At 68.6% G+C, this 17111-nt stretch carries 16 protein-coding genes; 10 read left to right on the forward strand and 6 right to left on the reverse strand.

The features are described 5' to 3' along the window. Positions 1-2: 2 nt before the first annotated feature. The 5 genes from glnE (at position 3) to E5K04_RS01130 (ending at position 5609) form a co-directional block, all read left to right on the forward strand. Complete coding sequence (glnE, locus tag E5K04_RS01110) at positions 3-2690, forward strand: bifunctional [glutamate--ammonia ligase]-adenylyl-L-tyrosine phosphorylase/[glutamate--ammonia-ligase] adenylyltransferase (protein WP_136551057.1); 2688 nt, start codon at positions 3-5, stop codon at positions 2688-2690. A gap of 49 nt (positions 2691-2739) precedes the next feature. Then, positions 2740-3663 carry a branched-chain amino acid transaminase gene (locus tag E5K04_RS01115; protein WP_136551058.1) on the forward strand — a complete coding sequence of 308 codons (924 nt, stop codon included), beginning with the start codon at positions 2740-2742 and terminating at the stop codon, positions 3661-3663. Between the two features lie 68 nt (positions 3664-3731). After that, positions 3732-3932: a zinc-finger domain-containing protein gene (locus tag E5K04_RS01120; protein WP_203525638.1), complete on the forward strand. Its 201-nt coding sequence runs from the start codon at positions 3732-3734 to the stop codon at positions 3930-3932. A gap of 61 nt (positions 3933-3993) precedes the next feature. Next, on the forward strand, positions 3994-5034 hold the full coding sequence (gene waaF / locus E5K04_RS01125; protein WP_136551060.1) for a lipopolysaccharide heptosyltransferase II: 1041 nt from the start codon (positions 3994-3996) through the stop codon (positions 5032-5034). Then, positions 5031-5609 carry a TetR/AcrR family transcriptional regulator gene (locus E5K04_RS01130; RefSeq protein ID WP_136551061.1) on the forward strand — a complete coding sequence of 193 codons (579 nt, stop codon included), beginning with the start codon at positions 5031-5033 and terminating at the stop codon, positions 5607-5609. The genes waaF and E5K04_RS01130 overlap by 4 nt, the downstream gene beginning before the upstream one ends. Positions 5610-5667: 58 nt before the next feature. Here the strand turns inward: E5K04_RS01130 and E5K04_RS01135 are convergent, their stop codons facing one another. Continuing rightward, positions 5668-6702 (reverse strand): aminopeptidase, encoded by a 1035-nt coding sequence (locus E5K04_RS01135; protein ID WP_168929121.1) that lies wholly within the window; start codon positions 6700-6702, stop codon positions 5668-5670. A gap of 218 nt (positions 6703-6920) precedes the next feature. Between E5K04_RS01135 and trxB the strand changes: the two genes are divergently transcribed. The 5 genes from trxB to E5K04_RS01160 all read left to right on the forward strand — a co-directional run bounded on the left by trxB (position 6921) and on the right by E5K04_RS01160 (position 11379). Further along, positions 6921-7874: a thioredoxin-disulfide reductase gene (gene trxB / locus E5K04_RS01140; RefSeq protein WP_136551063.1), complete on the forward strand. Its 954-nt coding sequence runs from the start codon at positions 6921-6923 to the stop codon at positions 7872-7874. Positions 7875-7957: 83 nt separating this feature from the next. After that, positions 7958-8500 (forward strand): Smr/MutS family protein, encoded by a 543-nt coding sequence (locus E5K04_RS01145; protein ID WP_235844204.1) that lies wholly within the window; start codon positions 7958-7960, stop codon positions 8498-8500. A gap of 27 nt (positions 8501-8527) precedes the next feature. Next, positions 8528-9025 carry a peroxiredoxin gene (locus E5K04_RS01150; protein ID WP_136551065.1) on the forward strand — a complete coding sequence of 166 codons (498 nt, stop codon included), beginning with the start codon at positions 8528-8530 and terminating at the stop codon, positions 9023-9025. Between the two features lie 54 nt (positions 9026-9079). Further along, positions 9080-10483: a PhoH family protein gene (locus E5K04_RS01155; RefSeq protein ID WP_136551066.1), complete on the forward strand. Its 1404-nt coding sequence runs from the start codon at positions 9080-9082 to the stop codon at positions 10481-10483. Further along, positions 10480-11379: an alpha/beta hydrolase gene (locus tag E5K04_RS01160; RefSeq protein WP_136551067.1), complete on the forward strand. Its 900-nt coding sequence runs from the start codon at positions 10480-10482 to the stop codon at positions 11377-11379. The genes E5K04_RS01155 and E5K04_RS01160 overlap by 4 nt, the downstream gene beginning before the upstream one ends. Here E5K04_RS01160 and E5K04_RS01165 read toward each other — a convergent pair. The 5 genes from E5K04_RS01165 to E5K04_RS01185 all read right to left on the reverse strand — a co-directional run bounded on the left by E5K04_RS01165 (position 11291) and on the right by E5K04_RS01185 (position 16959). Then, positions 11291-11770: a thermonuclease family protein gene (locus tag E5K04_RS01165; protein WP_235844221.1), complete on the reverse strand. Its 480-nt coding sequence runs from the start codon at positions 11768-11770 to the stop codon at positions 11291-11293. The two genes, E5K04_RS01160 and E5K04_RS01165, sit on opposite strands and share 89 nt — an antisense overlap. A 69-nt stretch (positions 11771-11839) precedes the next feature. Beyond that, positions 11840-12400, reverse strand: coding sequence for a cob(I)yrinic acid a,c-diamide adenosyltransferase (locus tag E5K04_RS01170; protein ID WP_136551069.1), 561 nt, complete (start codon positions 12398-12400; stop codon positions 11840-11842). Next, positions 12397-14979, reverse strand: coding sequence for a hypothetical protein (locus tag E5K04_RS01175; RefSeq protein ID WP_136551070.1), 2583 nt, complete (start codon positions 14977-14979; stop codon positions 12397-12399). Before E5K04_RS01175 ends, E5K04_RS01170 begins: the two co-directional genes overlap by 4 nt. Next, positions 14976-15404, reverse strand: a complete 429-nt coding sequence (locus E5K04_RS01180; protein ID WP_136551071.1) for a DNA polymerase III subunit chi — start codon at positions 15402-15404, stop codon at positions 14976-14978. The genes E5K04_RS01175 and E5K04_RS01180 overlap by 4 nt, the downstream gene beginning before the upstream one ends. Further along, the gene (locus tag E5K04_RS01185; RefSeq protein WP_136551072.1) at positions 15391-16959 is read right to left on the reverse strand and encodes a leucyl aminopeptidase; all 1569 of its coding nucleotides are present in this window, start codon (positions 16957-16959) and stop codon (positions 15391-15393) included. The genes E5K04_RS01180 and E5K04_RS01185 overlap by 14 nt, the downstream gene beginning before the upstream one ends. Between the last annotated feature and the right edge of the window lie 152 nt (positions 16960-17111).

Here is a 17111-nt window from a genome sequence, read left to right on the forward strand (position 1 = left end):
ATATGCCAGAGACGGCCATCGCCGGCGCCCGCCGCTTCAGCTTCTATCTGGAACGACTTTTTCAGGCTAGACCCGAGCGCCTCGCCGAGCTCGAGGCTCACCTGCAACAGCCGTTCACGCCCGAAGAAATGGCCGCCTTCGCCAGCTGGGACACGCTGGATGGTGCGGACGCGCTGATCGGGGCGCTGCGCCGGCTGCGCCAGGCGGTAATGGCGCGCCTGATCGCGCGCGACCTCGCCGGCCTCGCCCCGCTGGACGAGGTGGTGACCACCATCAGCCAGCTGGCCGACTTTTCCATCGTGCGCGCCGAGGCCGCCGCGCGCGCGTCCCTGGCGCGCTACGGCACGCCGACCGGCGAGGACAGTGGCGATGCGCAACAGCTGATCGTCGTCACGATGGGCAAGCTGGGCGGCTTCGAGCTGAACGTCTCGTCCGACATCGACCTGATCTTCGTCTACCCCGAGGACGGCGAGACCACCGGCGCGCGCGTCACCTCCAACCACGAGTACTTCACGCGGCTGGGCAAGGAGATCATACGCATCATCAGCGAGACCACCGCCGACGGACTGGTATTCCGCGTCGACATGCGCCTGCGCCCCTACGGCGACTCGGGCCCGCTGGTGATGAGTTTTGCCGCGCTGGAAAACTACCTGCTCACCCAGGGCCGCGAGTGGGAGCGCTACGCGTGGATCAAGGGCCGCGCCGTCACCGGCGACGCGGCGGGGCTCGCCGAGCTGGTGCGCCCCTTCGTTTACCGCAAATACCTCGACTACGGCGCGTACGGCGCGATGCGCGAACTGCACGCGCAGATCCGCCGCGAGGTCGCCCGCCGCGACATGGCGGCCAATATCAAGCTGGGGCCGGGCGGCATCCGCGAGGTCGAGTTCATCGCGCAGGTGTTCCAGCTGATCCGCGGCGGCCGCGAGAAGCGGCTGCAGCTCAAGGGCACCCGCGAGACGCTCGCCGCCCTCAAGGCGATGCACCTGATGGAAGACGACGCGGTGTCCGAGCTCGAAGCCGCCTACGACTACCTGCGCCGCCTCGAGCACCGGCTGCAGTATGTTGACGACGCGCAGACGCAAACACTGCCCGAGACCGAAGACGCACGGCGCGCCATCGCGCACAGCATGGGCGCGGAGGGCTGGGACGCCTTCATGGCCGCGCTCAACGTGCACCGCCGCCACGTGACGCGCCACTTCGAGCAGGTGTTCTTCCTGCCGACCGAGAACGCGCCCGCACACCCGCTTGCCGGTCTGTGGCGCGACATCCGGGAAAACGGCGAGACCGACCCAGCCCCTGCGCTTGCGCGCCTGGGCTACGAGGACGCCGCGGCCGTCGCCCGCCAGCTCGCCGCCCTGGCCGGCAGCCAGCGCTACCGCCAGCTACCGGCCACCAGCCAGCACAAGTTCGACGCGCTGCTGCCGCCGCTGATCGAGGTCGCCGGCGGCCTCGCGCAGCCGGACGCGACGCTCTCGCGCATCCTCGCGCTCCTGGAGGCGGTCAGCCGGCGCGCGTCCTACCTCGCGCTGCTCACCGAGTACCCCCAGACGCTGCAAAGGCTCGCGCAGCTGTGCTCGGCGAGCAGCTGGGTGTCGGGCTACCTGATGCGCCACCCCATCCTGCTTGACGAGCTGCTCGACGCGCGCGTGCTCTACGCGAGCCCCGACTGGGACAGGCTCGCGCATGAACTCGACGCCGGCATGCAGGAGAACGCAGGCGACGCCGAGGCGCAGATGGATACGCTGCGCCACTTCCAGCACGCGCAGGTGTTCCGCCTGGTCGCGCAGGACATCGCCGGGATGTGGACGCTGGAAGCGCTGTCGGACGAACTGTCGCGCCTGGCCGACGTCACCCTGGCCGCGACACTCAAGTACGCGTGGCTGGACATCCGTAGCCGGCACACCGACACCCCGCGCTTCGCCATCGTCGGCTACGGCAAGCTCGGCGGCAAGGAACTGGGCTACGCGTCTGACCTCGACCTGATCTTCCTCTACGACGACGTGCACGCCGACGCGCCGGAACTCTACGCGCGGCTCGCGCGCAAGATGACCACCTGGCTGACCAGCACCACCAGCGCGGGCGTCCTGTACGACATCGACCTGAGGCTGCGCCCGAACGGACAAAGCGGGCTGCTGGTGAGCACCGTCGACGCGTTCGAGCATTACCAGCAAAGCGAGGCCTGGGTGTGGGAGCACCAGGCGCTGACCCGCGCGCGCTTTGTCGCCGGCGACGAAACCATCGGCGCAAGTTTCGAGGCGATCCGCCGCGCGGTGCTGTGCCAGCGCCGCGTGCCCGAAGCGCTGGCCGCCGAAGTGGTCGCGATGCGCGCGCGCATGCGCGAGAGCCACCCGGCGGTGGACAGCGACGTGAAGAACGCCACGGGCGGCATCATCGACGCCGAGTTCATCGTCCAGTACCTGATCCTCGCCCACGCGCACAAGCTCCCCGCGCTGACCGCGAACACCGGCACCATCGCGCTGCTGGCCGTCGCGGCCCAGGCAGGGCTGATAGCCCCCACGCTCGCCGCCGACGCCCAGGCCGCCTACCGCCACTTCCGGCGCCTGCAGCACGCCTCGCGCCTCGCCGAAGTGCGCGCGGTTGAGGTCGACGACGCCCTGCGCGCGCACTACCGGCAGGTCGCGGCGCTGTGGGACACGCTGTTTGCCGGGACCGGTGCGCCGCAAACCTGATTCGGCCTGTATAATCGCATGGTATATCGCCCACCTCAGGAGCAAGACGATGTCGATGGCTGACCGTGACGGCTGGATCTGGTACGACGGCAAACTGGTGCCGTGGCGCGAGGCGACCACGCATGTACTCACGCATACGCTGCACTACGGCATGGGCGTGTTCGAGGGCGTGCGCGCGTACGAGACGGCCAAGGGGCCGGCGATCTTCCGCCTGGCCGACCACACCGACCGCCTGCTGCGCTCGGCGCACATCCTCGGCATCGACATCCCGTTTGGCCGCGACGCGATCAACGACGCGCACCTGGCCGTCGTGCGCGAGAACGGCCTCAAGTCCTGCTACTTCCGGCCGATGGCGTTCTACGGCTCGGGCAAGCTGGGCGTCGCGCCGCCGGCAAACGACGTGCACCTGATCGTCGCCGCCTGGCCGTGGGGCGCCTACCTTGGCGAGGAAGGCCTGGAGACGGGCATCCGCGTGAAGACCAGCTCGTTCGCCCGCCACCATGTCAACGTGACCATGTGCAAGGCGAAGGCCAACGGCAACTACATGAATTCCATACTCGCCAACCAGGAGGCGACGCGCGACGGCTACGACGAGGCGCTGCTCCTGGACGTCGACGGCTTCGTCGCCGAAGGCTCGGGCGAGAACGTCTTCCTCGTGCGCCGCGGCAAGCTCTACACGCCGGACCTCACCTCCGCGCTCGAGGGCATCACCCGCGACACCGTGCTGGCCATCGCCGCCGAAATGGGCCTCGAACTGGTCGAGAAACGCATCACCCGCGACGAGGTGTACAGCGCGGACGAGGCGTTCTTCACCGGCACCGCCGCCGAGATCACGCCGATCCGCGAGCTGGACAACCGAGTGATCGGCGCGGGTAGCCGCGGCCCGGTCACCACAGAGATCCAGCGCCGCTACTTCGCGATCGTCAAGGGCGAGGACGCGCGCTACGCGCACTGGCTGACCTTGGTCGGCTGAGGCCGCCGGCGCTATACTCGGCCCCTTGCGCGGCAGAACAACCACAACCAACGCAACAAAGAACCATCATGGAACTGACCGAAAACACCCAACGCGTGATCGAAGTGACGGCCAAGGACCTGCCGCTGGCCTGCCCGATGCCCGACATGGTCAAATGGAACGCGCACCCGCGCGTCTTCCTGCCGATCGTGAAACTCGGCGGCGAGGCCCGCTGCCCTTACTGCGGCACCCTTTACAAACTGACCGGCCCGGTCGGCCACCACCACTGACAGGCGGCCCGTACCGGCTGGCGAAGGTGCGCTTGCCGCACCTTTTTTGCTTGACCACTCTATGAAGAAAATCCTGGTGATCGGCCCCTCGTGGGTCGGCGACGGCGTGATGGCGCAACCGCTGTACCGCCGCCTGATCGAGCGCAACCCCGGCGCCGAAGTGCATGTATTCGCGCCGGCGTGGACGCGCCCCTTGCTCGAGCGCATGCCCGAGGTGACCGCCTCCCACCTCAACCCCTTCGGCCACGGCGCCCTGAGGCTCGCCGAGCGCTGGCGCGTCGCGCGCAAGCTCGCCGCACAGGACTTCGACCAGGCGGTGGTGTTGCCCGGCTCGCTCAAGGCCGCGCTGATCCCGGCCTTAGCCGGCATCCCCAAGCGCACCGGTTTCACCGGCGAGATGCGCTACGGCCTGATCAACGACATGCGCGAGCTGGACGAGGACGCGCTGCCGCGCATGGTCGAGCGCTTCTGCGCGCTGGCCGAGGCGCCGGGCACAGCACCCGCCGCGCCCATTCCCTACCCCGCCTTGCACGCCAACAGTGAAGCCGGCGCCAAAGTCGCCGCCCGTCTGGGGCTTGACGCGCAAAAGCCCGCCGTCGCGCTGTGCCCGGGTGCCGAGTACGGCCCGGCCAAGCGCTGGCCCTCCCGGCACTTTGCCGCGCTCGCGCGCGCGTTTGCCGACGCGGGCTGGCAGGCCTGGCTGTTCGGCTCGGACAAGGACGCGGCAATCGGCGAGGAGATCGCCACGCTGTCGGGCGGCGCGGCGCACAACCTGTGCGGCGCGACCTCGCTGGCCGACGCGATCGACCTGATGGGGCGCATCGACCTCGCCGTCTGCAACGACTCGGGGCTGATGCACGTCGCAGCGGCCCTGGGCAAGCCGCTGGTCGCCCTGTACGGCTCGTCGAGCCCCGACTTCACCCCGCCGCTCACCGACAAGGCACGCATCGTCTCGCTGAACCTCGAGTGCAGCCCGTGCTTCGAGCGCAACTGCCCGCTGGGCCACACCGACTGCCTGCAAAAGCTCATGCCCCAGCAGGTATGGGACGCCGCCTTGCAACTGATCGCCCGCCACCCGCCCACCACCACGCCCGCACCATGAGCCTGACCCTGCCAGAAGACAACACCCGGCGGATGGAACTTGTCCGCATCGCCGCCCGCCTGTTCCGCGACCAGGGCTACGAGCGCACCACCGTGCGCGACATCGGCACCGCCGCCGGCATGCAGTCCGGCAGCCTGTTCTACCATTTCCGCACCAAGGAGGAGATCCTGGTCGCGGTGATGGCGCTGGGCATCACCCGCACCACCGAACAGCTGGCCGCCGCACTTGCACGCGAAAACAAACCGCTCGAACGGGTGCGCGCGCTCTTTCACGTGCACCTCAATTCGCTGCTCGGCGAGAACCAGGCCGCGCTCGAGGTGATGCTCTACGAGTGGCGCAGCGTGTCGTCAGAGTCCCGCCCCGGCCTCATCGTGCTGCGCGACCGCTACGAGGCGCTGTGGCAGCAGGTGCTCGACGAGGCGGCCGCCGCCGGCCTCGTCAAGGCCAATACCCGCCTGCTCAGGCGCACGCTGCTGGGCAGCCTGCACTGGACGGTACAGTGGTACAACCGATCAGGCACGCTGGGCGTCGCCGAGCTGGCCGACCAGATCATGGCGCTGACGCTGAAAGACTGACGCCGGCGCAATGAAAAACGGCCCCTTCCGGGGCCGTTTTTCATTGCGCCGTATCGGCTTACTTGGCCTTGCCACCGGCCAACTCGATCACCAGCGGGGTCAGCACGCGGCTGAAGTCGCGCGCGCGCTGTTCGACACGGTTCGGGAACACGCGCTTGAGGTTGGCGACGTTGTCGACGTCCGGGCGGTGCCAGCTCATGCCGTCCTTGATCGCCTTGTTGGTGGTCTGCTCATAGCCATCCTTGTCGCCGATCTCCCAGTTGGTCGCCTCGACCGCGAGCACCGGCACGCCGGCCTCGTCGAATACTTCCTGGTCCGAGCAGCAGCCGGTACCCTTCGGGTATTCCTTGTTGAGGCCCGGGTTGGTGCTGGCCTGAACCCCCAGTTTCTTGGCGATTGCCAGCGCACGGTCGCGCGCGTGGCCGGCCTTGGCGTCCTTGGCGACGGTGTTCTTGCCGGCGTGGAAGTACATCTTGTCGCCGGTGATCAGGCTGTCCATATTGACCATCGCGACCAGATTGCCGCGCTCGGTGTCGGTCATGCGCGCGACGTAGTCCTTGGCGCCCAAGAGGCCCAGCTCCTCGGCGCCGAAGCCGACGAACTTGATCGTATGCTTGGTCTTCACGGATTTGAGCTGGTCTGCCAGTTCGAGCAGCATGCCGACGCCGGACGCGTTGTCGTCCAGCCCCTCGAGGCCCGCACCGCCGATCTTGCCGATGTCGCCGTCTTTCTTCGGCGTGCGCGAGTCGAAGTGCGCGCCGACGATCACCACCTTGTCGTCCTTGCCCGGCTTGGTCGCGATCACGTTGAGCGACTTCACCTCGCGCTTTTCCTTCTGCTTGTCGGCCTTCTCGTATTCGAACGAGGAAGTGAACGGCTGCTCGACCACCTGATAGCCCATCGCGCGGAACTTGCCGGCCAGATAGTCGGCGACGGCCTTCTCCTGCGCGGTGCCGGCCATGCGGCCCTTGAACGCGGTCGCGACGTGGACCATCTCGCGCGCGGCTACCTCACCGTGCGGCGCGGCCTGCGCGACGGCGGAGAAACCCAGCGCGAGGGCGAAGGCGGACAACTTGAACAGATTGCGTGGCATGCTTGTGGCTCCTAGTAAGGCGCTTGGCCTAATCGACAAAACATGTGCATATACTAATTTTGATTGGATGGCTTTCATGTGACCTGCGTCAAGCAATCCGCCAGTCATCAGTTTCACAGCATAGCCAGATCCTATCGTCCGATTGCGGCGTTTAAACACCGAGCAGGGCGCGAACTGGTAGAATCGGCGACATCCCACGTCAGACAGGACTTTGCACCATGAGCGAAACCCGCCACAGCCCGTTGCTGATCCTCGGTTCCGGCCCGGCCGGCTACACCGCCGCCGTCTACGCCGCGCGCGCCAACCTCAAGCCGGTGCTGATCACCGGCATGGCACAGGGCGGCCAGCTGATGACGACGACCGAGGTCGACAACTGGCCGGCCGACGCCGACGGCGTGATGGGACCCGAGCTGATGCAGCGCTTCTTGCAGCACGCCGAGCGCTTCGGCACCGAAATGCTGTTCGACCAGATCCACCGCGTAGAGCTGGGCCAGAAACCGTTCCGCCTGATCGGCGACATGGGCACCTATAGCTGCGACGCGCTGATCGTCGCCACCGGCGCGTCCGCCCAGTACCTTGGCCTGCCGTCCGAAGAAGCCTTCATGGGCAAGGGCGTGTCCGCCTGCGCGACCTGCGACGGCTTCTTCTACCGCGGCCAGGACGTCGCCGTGGTCGGCGGCGGCAATACCGCGGTCGAAGAGGCGCTGTACCTGGCCAATATCGCCCGCCACGTCACGCTGATCCACCGCCGCGACACCTTCCGCGCCGAGAAGATCATGGTCGACAAGCTGATGGCACGCGTCGCCGAAGGCAAGATCACGCTGAAACTCGACGCCCAGCTCGACGAAGTGCTCGGCGACGCCTCCGGCGTGACCGGCGCGCGCCTGCGCTTCAACGACGGCACCCTGGAAGAGATCGCGCTGATGGGCGTGTTCATCGCGATCGGCCACAAGCCGAACACCGACATCTTCAAGGGCCAGCTCGAGATGGACGCGACCGGCTACCTGATCACCCGCGGCGGCCGCGACGGCAACGCGACGGCGACCAGCATCGAAGGCGTGTTCGCCGCCGGCGACGTGCAGGACCATATCTACCGCCAGGCGGTCACCAGCGCGGCCTCCGGCTGCCAGGCCGCGCTCGACGCCGAGCGCTACCTTGACGCCCTGAAGTGAAAGCGCACCGCGCACAACTGAAGGCGCTGAAAAAACAGCTGGAGCCCAAAGCTCCGGCTGTTTTGCCGTCGGCGCCCGCCCCCGTGCCGGAGCCCGACTTTGCCGCGCTCCACGCCGACGTGCGCCCGCTCAAGGACAGCCAGCGCGCCTACCCGGCACGCCCGGCGCCGCCGCACTGGCCGCGCCGCGCGGGGACAGAGCCGAGCAGCGGCGCCCTGCCCGACGCGGCGATCGTCCAGCAGATGAGCGGCTGGTTAGACCGCGGCGACGAGCCGGACACCCACCTCGCCTCGGGCGTCGCGCGTGCCACCCTCAAACGACTTGTCGCCGGCCACTTCCCGGTCGTCGCGACGCTGGACCTGCACGGCATGGACCGTTATGCGGCGCACGGCGCGCTCGCGCTGTTCCTGCACCGCGCGCGCAGCCGCGGCGCCTGCGTGCGCGTCGTGCACGGCATGGGCTACGGCTCGCGCGGCGAACCGGTGCTGCCGCGCATGGTGCGCCGCTGGCTCGCCTGCCATCCGCATGTGCTCGCGTTCACCCCGGCACCGGCCGCCTCCGGCGGCCAGGGCGCCTTGCTGGTGCTGTTGCGCCGCGCGGCGCCCCCTTCCACCGACTATGCTTGAAAGCAACGGGTATATACAATGTCATCAATGGAAAACGTAAAACAGGCTGAAGTCATCGCAGGCGCACCGCTCGCGGAGGGCGGCACCTGCCCCGATTTCGAGCTGGCCGCCACCTCCGGCACCACCTTCAACCCGGCGACCGCGGCGAAGCCGCTGGTGCTCTACTTCTACCCGAAAGACAACACGCCAGGCTGCAGCAACGAGGCGGCCGCCTTCCGCGACCTCTTTGCCGCCTTCTCTGGCGCCGGCGCGACCGTGGTCGGCCTCTCGCGCGACAGCCTCAAGTCGCACGAGAATTTCAAGGCGAAGTTCACCCTGCCCTTCGAGCTTGCGTCCGACCCGGACGAAGTCGCCTGCCAGGCCTTCGACGTGATCCGCCAGAAGAACATGTACGGCAAACAGGTGCGCGGCATCGAGCGCAGCACCTTTGTCATCGGGGAGAACGGCCGAGTGCTGCGCGCCTGGCGCAAGGTGAAGGTCGACGGCCACGCCCAGGAGGTGCTTGCCTACCTGCAGTCGCTGTAAACGCAAGAAACCGGGCGCCGCGCCCGCGGCGCCGCCAACCGAGGGGAAAGTCTCATGGCCACGCGCAAGAAGTCCCGTCCCGACAAGTTGTTCGTCCTCGACACCAACGTGCTGCTGCACGACCCGACCTGTCTGTTCCACTTCGCCGAGCACGACGTCTTCATCCCCATCATCACGCTCGAAGAGCTGGACATGCACAAGACCGGCATGTCCGAGGTCGCGCGCAACGCCCGCCAGACCAGCCGCTTCATCGACGAGATCCTCAAGTCTTCCCCCGCCCGCATCGAATCCGGCATCCCGCTCGCTCCGGCCAGCCACGAGCAGGCGAGCGGCCGGCTGATCCTGCAGACGCAGGCGATCCACAGCGTGCTGCCCGGCTCGATGCCGGTGGGCAAGGCCGACAACCAGATCCTCGGCATCGTGATGGCGCTCAAGGAACTGCACCCCGATCGCGGCGTGATCCTGGTGTCCAAAGACATCAATATGCGCATCAAGGCGCGCGCGCTCGGGCTCGACGCCGAAGACTACTTCAACGACAAGGTGCTCGAGGACACCGACCTGCTGTACTCGGGCGCGCGCGAGCTGGACGAGGCGTTCTGGGAGCGCAACGGCCGCGAGATCGAGTCGTGGGCCGAGCACGGCCGCAACCACTACCGCATCGAGGGGCCGGACGTCCCCGCGCTTTATCTCAACCAGCTGTTGTGGCAGGAAGGCGCCAGCCCGCTGACGGTCAGGGTCGTCGCCCAGCAGGGCCGGCAGGCGACCTTGCAGACGCTGAAGGACTACGGCCACGCCAAGAACAACGTGTTCGGCATCACCGCGCGCAACCGCGAGCAGAATTTCGCGCTGAACCTGCTGCTCGACCCCGAGGTCGACTTCGTGTCGCTATTGGGCCAGGCCGGCACCGGCAAGACGCTGCTGACGCTGGCGGCCGGCCTCTCGCAGGTACTGGAGAGCAAGCGCTACAACGAGATCATCATGACCCGGGTGACCATCCCGGTCGGCGAGGACATCGGCTTCTTGCCGGGCACCGAGGAAGAGAAGATGGCGCCGTGGATGGGCGCGCTCGAGGACAACCTCGAGGTGCTGGGCAAGAGCGAGGACGACGGCGGCGACTGGGGGCGCGCGGCAACCGGCGACTTCCTGCGCTCGCGCATCCGCGTGAAGAGCCTGAACTTCATGCGCGGGCGCACCTTCCAGGACAAGTTCCTGATCATCGACGAGGCGCAGAACCTCACGCCCAAGCAGATGAAGACGCTGATCACCCGCGCCGGCCCCGGCACCAAGGTGGTGTGCCTGGGCAATATCGCGCAGATCGACACGCCGTATCTGAGCGAAGGCAGCTCGGGACTCACCTACGTGGTCGACCGCTTCAAGGGCTGGGCGCACGGCGGCCACATCACCCTGCAACGCGGCGAGCGCTCGCGCCTCGCCGACTTCGCGGCGGACGCCCTGTGACGCGCAAGCTCGAACTCGTGCAACAGGCTGCAGCCGGCACTGCCCGGCCGCAGCCGCTCCTTTTCGTGCATGGCGCGTTTTGCGCGGCGTGGTGCTGGCAGCGCCACTTCATGCCGTGGTTCGCCGCGCACGGTTTCGACTGCTACGCGCTGAGCCTGTCCGGCCACGGCGCAAGCGAGGGGCGCGACTGGCTGGACGCGGCAAGCATCGACGACTACATGGCGGACGTCGCAGCCACGCTGCCACGCCTGCCCGCGTTGCCGGTCCTTATCGCGCACTCGATGGGCGGCTACGTCGCGCAGCAGCTGATCCGCCGCCATGCGCTGCCCGGCCTTGCGCTGCTCGCGCCGGTACCGCCTGCCGGGCTGGCCGGATCGACGCTGCGCCTGGCCTCGGAGGCGCCGGCGCTGCTCGCCGCGCTTAACCGCTTCCAGGGTTCGGCGGGGCGCACCGATGCCGATGCCGAGGCGTCGCTGCGCGAACTGCTGTTTTCGCCGGACACGGCGGTCGAGGACATGCGGCTGATGGCCGAGCGCGCGCAGCACGAAAGCACCCGCGCCATCATCGACATGCAGTGCTGGGCGCCGTGGCTGCAGTGGCCGGACACCTGCAGCGCACCGCCGCCCACGCTGGTGCTCGGCGGCGGGCTCGACCGCATCGTCGCGCCACAGGACATCGCCGACACCGCACGGGCACTCGGCGGCACGGCGGAAATACTGCCCGGTGCCGGACACATGCTGATGCTGGACGCGGGCTGGGAGGCCGCCTGCCAGCGCATCTTCAACTGGCTCGAGGTAACCCTTCCCGCTACGGCCGCCGGTCACGGTGACGCTGGCGCCAGCGCCAGGGCGGCTCGGCCGCCGGATCTACCCACAGCCCTCGCCGTGCCTGCCTAGCGGCCACCTCAGCCTGCCGGTAACGCCGGTAGTCGGCCGCCGGCTGCTCCGCCTGCGCATAGCGCCGGTAATGCCACGCCCAGCCCTCGCCGAGCAGTGCCAGCGCGACGTCTTCGCCCGCCACTTCCAGCGACCCTAGTTCGCGCCCGTAAGCGTCGGTCGACGCCTTGCGCCAGACGATCGCCCCGCTTCGGACCAGCCGCAACAGCACGTCGCGGGCGGCCGGGCCGCCCGCCTGCGCAAGCTCCGGCGCGTCGACAAACTGCAGCCGCGCGCGCACCGTCTCTCCCGCTGGAGACAGCAGGCGCAGGGTATCGCCGTCGGCGACGGCGGCGACCCGCCACTGCCCCGCCTCATGCGGCCATAAAACGAAAACCGCCGCGACCAGCATGGCCACGGCGGCTAATTTCCGGGTAAGGGGCGCGGCCGACCACAAACGGAGCAGGCGGCGCATCGCGCCTTACCCGCCGGACGTATCGCGGCGCGGCTGCCACAACACGTCGGGCACGCCGGCCTCTCGGTTGAGCACGCGCGAGAGCACGAACATCAGGTCGGAGAGGCGGTTCAGATAGCGGCGCGCGCTCATCGACACTTCCTCGAAACGCGAGAGTGCGACCAGCGCGCGCTCGGCGCGGCGGGCGACCGAACGCGCCTGATGCGCCACCGCGGCGGCCTGGCTGCCACCTGGCAGGATGAATTCCTTGAGCGCCGGCAAGGCGGCGTTCAGCGCCTCGACGGCCGCCTCCAGCCGGTCGACGGCGGCGTCGGTCAGCGCCGAATAGCCGGGGACGGCGAGCTCAGAGCCCAGGTCGAACAGGTCGTGCTGGATCGCGCACAACAGCGCGTCGTGCGCCAACGCGCCGTCTTGCGCGCGCAGCAGCCCGACCACGCAGTTGAGCTCGTCGACCTCACCCAGCGCGCAGATGCGCGGCGCGTCCTTGTGCTCGCGCCGGCCATCGCCCAGCGAAGTCGATCCGTCGTCCCCGCCACGGGTCACGATACTGGTCAGCCGGTCAGTCATTGCTCGTCCTTATGTTTGGTCTCGATGTCGTTGATCGCCTGGCGGATGCTCTCGCGCAGCGTCTCGCCGAACAGCATGTCGTAGTCTTCCCGCATCTGCTGCATCACGCCGACGAGCAGGTGGCGGGTCTGGTTCTCGATCGCGTCCTGCAGCCACAGCGACAGCTCGACCCGCATCCTGGGCAGGATACGCTGGTAGATCGCCTCCAAGAGCGCCGCCTCGTCGACAACGGCGACCCGTTCCGCAGTGCTTTCCTTTGGCTGGACAGCTACATCTTCGTCCGCGGCAACTTGGGCACCCGAGTGAACGGCAAGACCAGCCACGGCGGCAGCCCCTGCCACGGCCTGTACATCCTGCGCCAGTTCCGGCTCTGCAAGGCCCTCCGCGATCACCGCCGCGCTCTCCACCGCAGGCGCGGACTCGTCCGCTGCCACCTCGGCCATCCCTGCGACCGGCTGCGCGGCATCAGGCAGCTCCGGCTCCGGCACGGGGGCTTGCGGCTCGGCCTGCAGCGCTTCAAGCTGCTCGGCGTACACCGCCTCGGGCATCGCCGCCGACGCGGCCGCGTCCGGCTGAGCCTCGACCACACACCCGGCTACCGGCAGCGCGGCAGGCGCATCCACGGCTTCGGGCAGGCTGACCTCGAGCGCCGTCGATAACGACTGGACTGCCGGCGCGTCGAAGAACGCTTCGGCCAGGCCGAAAGGCTGTTCAGGCTCGGCCAGTTCAGGCGGCGTGATTGAAAGAGCGGGCGCTGCGTTCATAGCCGGCACCCCGGCGGCCGGCTCGAAGCCGGCAACTGGCGCCACCACGCCGGACAGGCTGCCTGCGCCCAAGCCGGCAAAGGTTTCCGGCAGCACCTCGCCGGACGCGGCTTCGAGCTGCACGGCGGCAAGGGTTGCCGGCATGGCTTCGGCACCGGCCGGCAGGGCAACGTCAGCCACCTCCGGCAAGTCGGGCTGCATCGCAAGCTGCCCGACCGCTCCCAGCGCTGGTTCCAGATCAAGTGGTGCAACCTCGGGCTGCATAGACGCTGCGAATGCAGGCGCCTCGACTTCCTGCGGCCAGTCACCGGCAGGGAGGTTGTCGGCTGGCTGTGGGGCAACATCGGCACACCCGGCGGGCGCGGCAGACATGGCCGGCAAGCCGGCTTCCGCCTCGGCTGGCGCCGATTCGTGCGCGAACCCCAAGCCCACAGCGGGCGCCAGCGGCTCGGGCAACGCGGCTTCTGCCGGCACCGGCATGACGTCTTCAGCTACGGCTTCCTGCGCTGCCGGCGCGAAAGATTCCAGCCCCGCTTCGGCCGCGGCCGGCAGCACGACGTCGGGCAGGGACGGTACGCTTTCCGGTGCTGCCGGCACGGCAATATCCGTGGGCGCCATCCACGCACCGGCCGCTGCCAGCCCTGCGGCAGGAGCCAGGGCCTCTGTGTCTTCATTGACTGCTTGCAGGTCCGGCACGGCAAGTTCAGGCTCAACCGGCCACGCCGACGGCGCCTCAAACTGTTCCGAACCCGGCATTTGCCCATCGGACACCGCCTCGAGGGGCTGGGCGGCCGGCGGCACGAGCGGCACCGCTGGCGCAGACGCTGCTACCTCCGGCAAGGCCTGAACTAGCAGATCGGCACGCGGTTCAGCTTCGGCGGCGTCCGCATCCACTGCATGGGCCTGCGCTTCGGGCTGCAAGCCCACCGGCGCCGCGCCAATTGACGGGGCCGCGTCCAACGGCTCGACGGCCTGGGCTGGCTCAACCGGGGACTCTCTGGCAAAGCCGGCCGCCTGCAACGGGTTCTCGACCAGCGGCAGTGCGCTGACCGCCTCTTCGCTCCCGGACTCGGGGGCCGCCATCGCAGCGGACGCCGCCATGACTGGGGCAGCCTCAGCGAAAGCGAGCGCTTCGGGCATGCGCAAAGCGGGCTCGAGCGTATCGGCCGTCGCCTGCGGCCACGCCAGCTCACCCAGCAACTCGTCGAGCGGCGGCTCCCCGGCGGCCTCTGCTGGCGGCAACTCAAGTCCGGACACCTGCTCCGGCTCAGGCGACACGGCACCGGCGGGCGCAAGCTGCGCCCACGCGGCCGCCATTTCGGCCGCGGCTTCACTCACCTGCCCACTCGCCGGCATATCGGCTTCGAACAGCAGGTCGTCGAGCGAGAGTTCGGGAATCTCTGCGTCCACCACCGCCTCGAGTTGCGGCTCGGCACTGGCAGCCGGTGGCAGCGCACGCGGCGCGGCCACCCACGGGCTTGCGAAGAGCTCGTCCGCCGGCGTCGCCTGCCAGGCCTTGGGGCTGACCACCGGCTCGCTCCAGCGAGTCGCCAGCGGCGCGGTTTCGGGCGCGACATCGATGTCAGCGGCCGGCAGCGCTTCGGCCGGCTCCGGGATGTCGAGGTCGAGCGAGGGCAGCGTCTCGAACACGGCGGCCGCCGGCGGCGGCAACAGTTCGTCCAGCGTGAGTTCGGCGGGCATCTCGAGCGCGAGCGGCTCGTCTGCCGCTGTTGGCGCGTCGTCCGCGTACTCGACGACTTCGGTCAGCACAGGCAGGTTGTCGGGCACGCCAGCGGGGCGGTTGGCTTGGCTCATGGTTTCAGGTGCTGCATGTCGTGGTGTTCGATGGGGAAGCCCGCCGCACGGTACTGGCGGAAACGCTCGCGGGCGCGCGCAAGCGAGGCGTCGTCGACGCCGATCACTTCGAGGATACGCTCAAACTCGCCGGGTCGCGCAAGCGCTGCGTCGCCCAGGTTCAGCAACACCTTGCGCGAAACGCCGTCGGCCGCCGAGAGGCCGAGCCAGACCGGCGTCTGGGCGGCCTCGGGCGCGTCAAAGCGGCAGTTCGGCACGAAGGCGGTATCGGCGATGCTCCACAGCCGGGTAGAAAACCGTCCGAGCGCGTCCTCGTCGGGCAGCAGCACGAAGAGCTGCTCGCCCTTGCGCTGGACGGTCGCCGCCAGGCGGCACGCGAACGCGGCCGGGTCGGCGACCTTGGTGTAAAAATCAATCCGCGTCATGGACGTCGTGCGTATCGTGCGCGTCTCGGCGCGGACGGCCGCGGCGGACGGTACGGCCCAGCGCGATATCGGCCCTGTCCTGCAGGAACTGCACGAGCAGGGGCACCGGACGACCGGTCGAACCCTTGTCCTTGCCGCTCTTCCACGCGGTGCCCGCGATATCGAGGTGCGCCCAGTCGTACGCCTTGGCAAAGCGCGCAAGGAAGCAGGCGGCGGTGATGCTGCCACCCGGGCGGCCGCCGATGTTCGCCATGTCCGCGAACGGGCTCTTCAGGAGTTCCTGGTACTCGTCCCACAGCGGCATGTGCCATGCGCGGTCGCCGACTTCCTCGCCGGCCGCGGCCAGATCGCGCGCCAGGCTGTCCTGGTTGCTGTAAAGTCCGGTCGCCACATGCCCCAGCGCGATGATGCACGCGCCGGTCAGCGTCGCCACGTCGATCACCGCGGCAGGCTCGAAGCGTTCGGCGTAAGTCAGCGCGTCGCACAGGATCAGCCGGCCCTCGGCGTCGGTGTTCAGCACTTCGATGGTCTTGCCGGCCATCGAGGTGACAATGTCGCCGGGCTTGAGCGCGCGGCCGGACGGCATGTTCTCGCAGGTCGGCACCAGCGCGACCAGGTTGATCGGCAGCTTCATCTCGACCACCGCACGGAAGGTGCCGAGCACGGCGGCGGCGCCGCCCATGTCGTACTTCATCTCGTCCATGCCCTCGCCGGGCTTGAGCGAAATGCCGCCCGAGTCGAAGGTGATGCCCTTGCCGACCAGCACCAGCGGCTTCTCTTCGGCGTCGGCCGCGCCGCGGTACACGAGCTCGATGAACTGCGGCTCGGTGTCCGCCCCCTGCGCAACGGCCAGGAAGGCGCCCATGCCCAGCGCCGAGATTTCCTCGCGGCCGAGCACCTTGGTCTCGGCGCCGAAATCGGCCGCCAGCGTGCGCGCAGTCTCGGCGAGGTAGGCCGGCGTGCACACGTTGCCCGGCGTGTTGCCCAGATCCTTCGCGAGTTTCATGCCGGCGGCAATCGAGAGGCCGCGCGCGAGGCCGCGCTCGCCGTCGGCGAGGTCGCTGCGGCGCGGTACGGCCAGCGTCAGCTTGCGCAGCTCGCGGCCGTGCTCGTCCGCCTTGCTGCGGTAGGTGTCGAAACGGTACAGCGTATCGAGGGTGACCACGCACGCCTGCTCGATCATCCATTCGACGTCGTGCTTCTTGACCGTCAGTTCGGACAGGTAGCTGACCGCCTCGCCCGACGCGGTCTGCCCCAGCGCGCGCACCGCCGCGCGGGTCGCCTCGCGGTATTCCTTGGCGCGGAATTCGCGCTCCTTGCCCAGCCCGACCAGCAACACGCGGTCGCACAGCGTATGCGGCACCGAGTGCAGCAGCAGGGTACTGCCGAGCTTGCCCTCCATGTCGCCGCGGCGGATCACGTCGCTGATGAAACCATTGGAGATCCGGTCGAGCAGGTCGGCCGCCAGCGTAAGCTTGCGGGTTTCGTAAATCCCGACGATCACGCAGGCAACGCGCTGCTTCTCCGGGCTGCCACTTTTGATGTTAAACTCCATAAGACTGCTCCCGATGCTTGGCGTATCCAGAACTGGGCACCGGCGGGATGCCGCCGGCGGGCGGGGCTCCTGACGGAGCGCAAAAAAGCCAGAACAAACCCGTTACCGAGTGTATTTCCCATTATCCATACGCTTTTGACAAATTGTCAAAA

Source organism: Crenobacter intestini, assembly GCF_004919095.1.
Taxonomy (GTDB): Bacteria; Pseudomonadota; Gammaproteobacteria; order Burkholderiales; family Chromobacteriaceae; genus Craterilacuibacter; species Craterilacuibacter intestini.

What these genes read in the sequence shown, in the direction of transcription:
- glnE (WP_136551057.1), top strand. Translation starts at nt 3, where the DNA reads ATGCCAGAGACGGCCATCGCCGGCGCCCGCCGCTTCAGCTTCTATCTG.
- E5K04_RS01115 (WP_136551058.1), top strand. Translation starts at nt 2,740, where the DNA reads ATGTCGATGGCTGACCGTGACGGCTGGATCTGGTACGACGGCAAACTG.
- E5K04_RS01120 (WP_203525638.1), top strand. Translation starts at nt 3,732, where the DNA reads ATGGAACTGACCGAAAACACCCAACGCGTGATCGAAGTGACGGCCAAG.
- waaF (WP_136551060.1), top strand. Translation starts at nt 3,994, where the DNA reads ATGAAGAAAATCCTGGTGATCGGCCCCTCGTGGGTCGGCGACGGCGTG.
- E5K04_RS01130 (WP_136551061.1), top strand. Translation starts at nt 5,031, where the DNA reads ATGAGCCTGACCCTGCCAGAAGACAACACCCGGCGGATGGAACTTGTC.
- E5K04_RS01135 (WP_168929121.1), bottom strand. Translation starts at nt 6,702, where the DNA reads ATGCCACGCAATCTGTTCAAGTTGTCCGCCTTCGCCCTCGCGCTGGGT.
- trxB (WP_136551063.1), top strand. Translation starts at nt 6,921, where the DNA reads ATGAGCGAAACCCGCCACAGCCCGTTGCTGATCCTCGGTTCCGGCCCG.
- E5K04_RS01150 (WP_136551065.1), top strand. Translation starts at nt 8,528, where the DNA reads ATGGAAAACGTAAAACAGGCTGAAGTCATCGCAGGCGCACCGCTCGCG.
- E5K04_RS01155 (WP_136551066.1), top strand. Translation starts at nt 9,080, where the DNA reads ATGGCCACGCGCAAGAAGTCCCGTCCCGACAAGTTGTTCGTCCTCGAC.
- E5K04_RS01165 (WP_235844221.1), bottom strand. Translation starts at nt 11,770, where the DNA reads ATGCTGGTCGCGGCGGTTTTCGTTTTATGGCCGCATGAGGCGGGGCAG.
- E5K04_RS01170 (WP_136551069.1), bottom strand. Translation starts at nt 12,400, where the DNA reads ATGACTGACCGGCTGACCAGTATCGTGACCCGTGGCGGGGACGACGGA.
- E5K04_RS01175 (WP_136551070.1), bottom strand. Translation starts at nt 14,979, where the DNA reads ATGAGCCAAGCCAACCGCCCCGCTGGCGTGCCCGACAACCTGCCTGTG.
- E5K04_RS01180 (WP_136551071.1), bottom strand. Translation starts at nt 15,404, where the DNA reads ATGACGCGGATTGATTTTTACACCAAGGTCGCCGACCCGGCCGCGTTC.
- E5K04_RS01185 (WP_136551072.1), bottom strand. Translation starts at nt 16,959, where the DNA reads ATGGAGTTTAACATCAAAAGTGGCAGCCCGGAGAAGCAGCGCGTTGCC.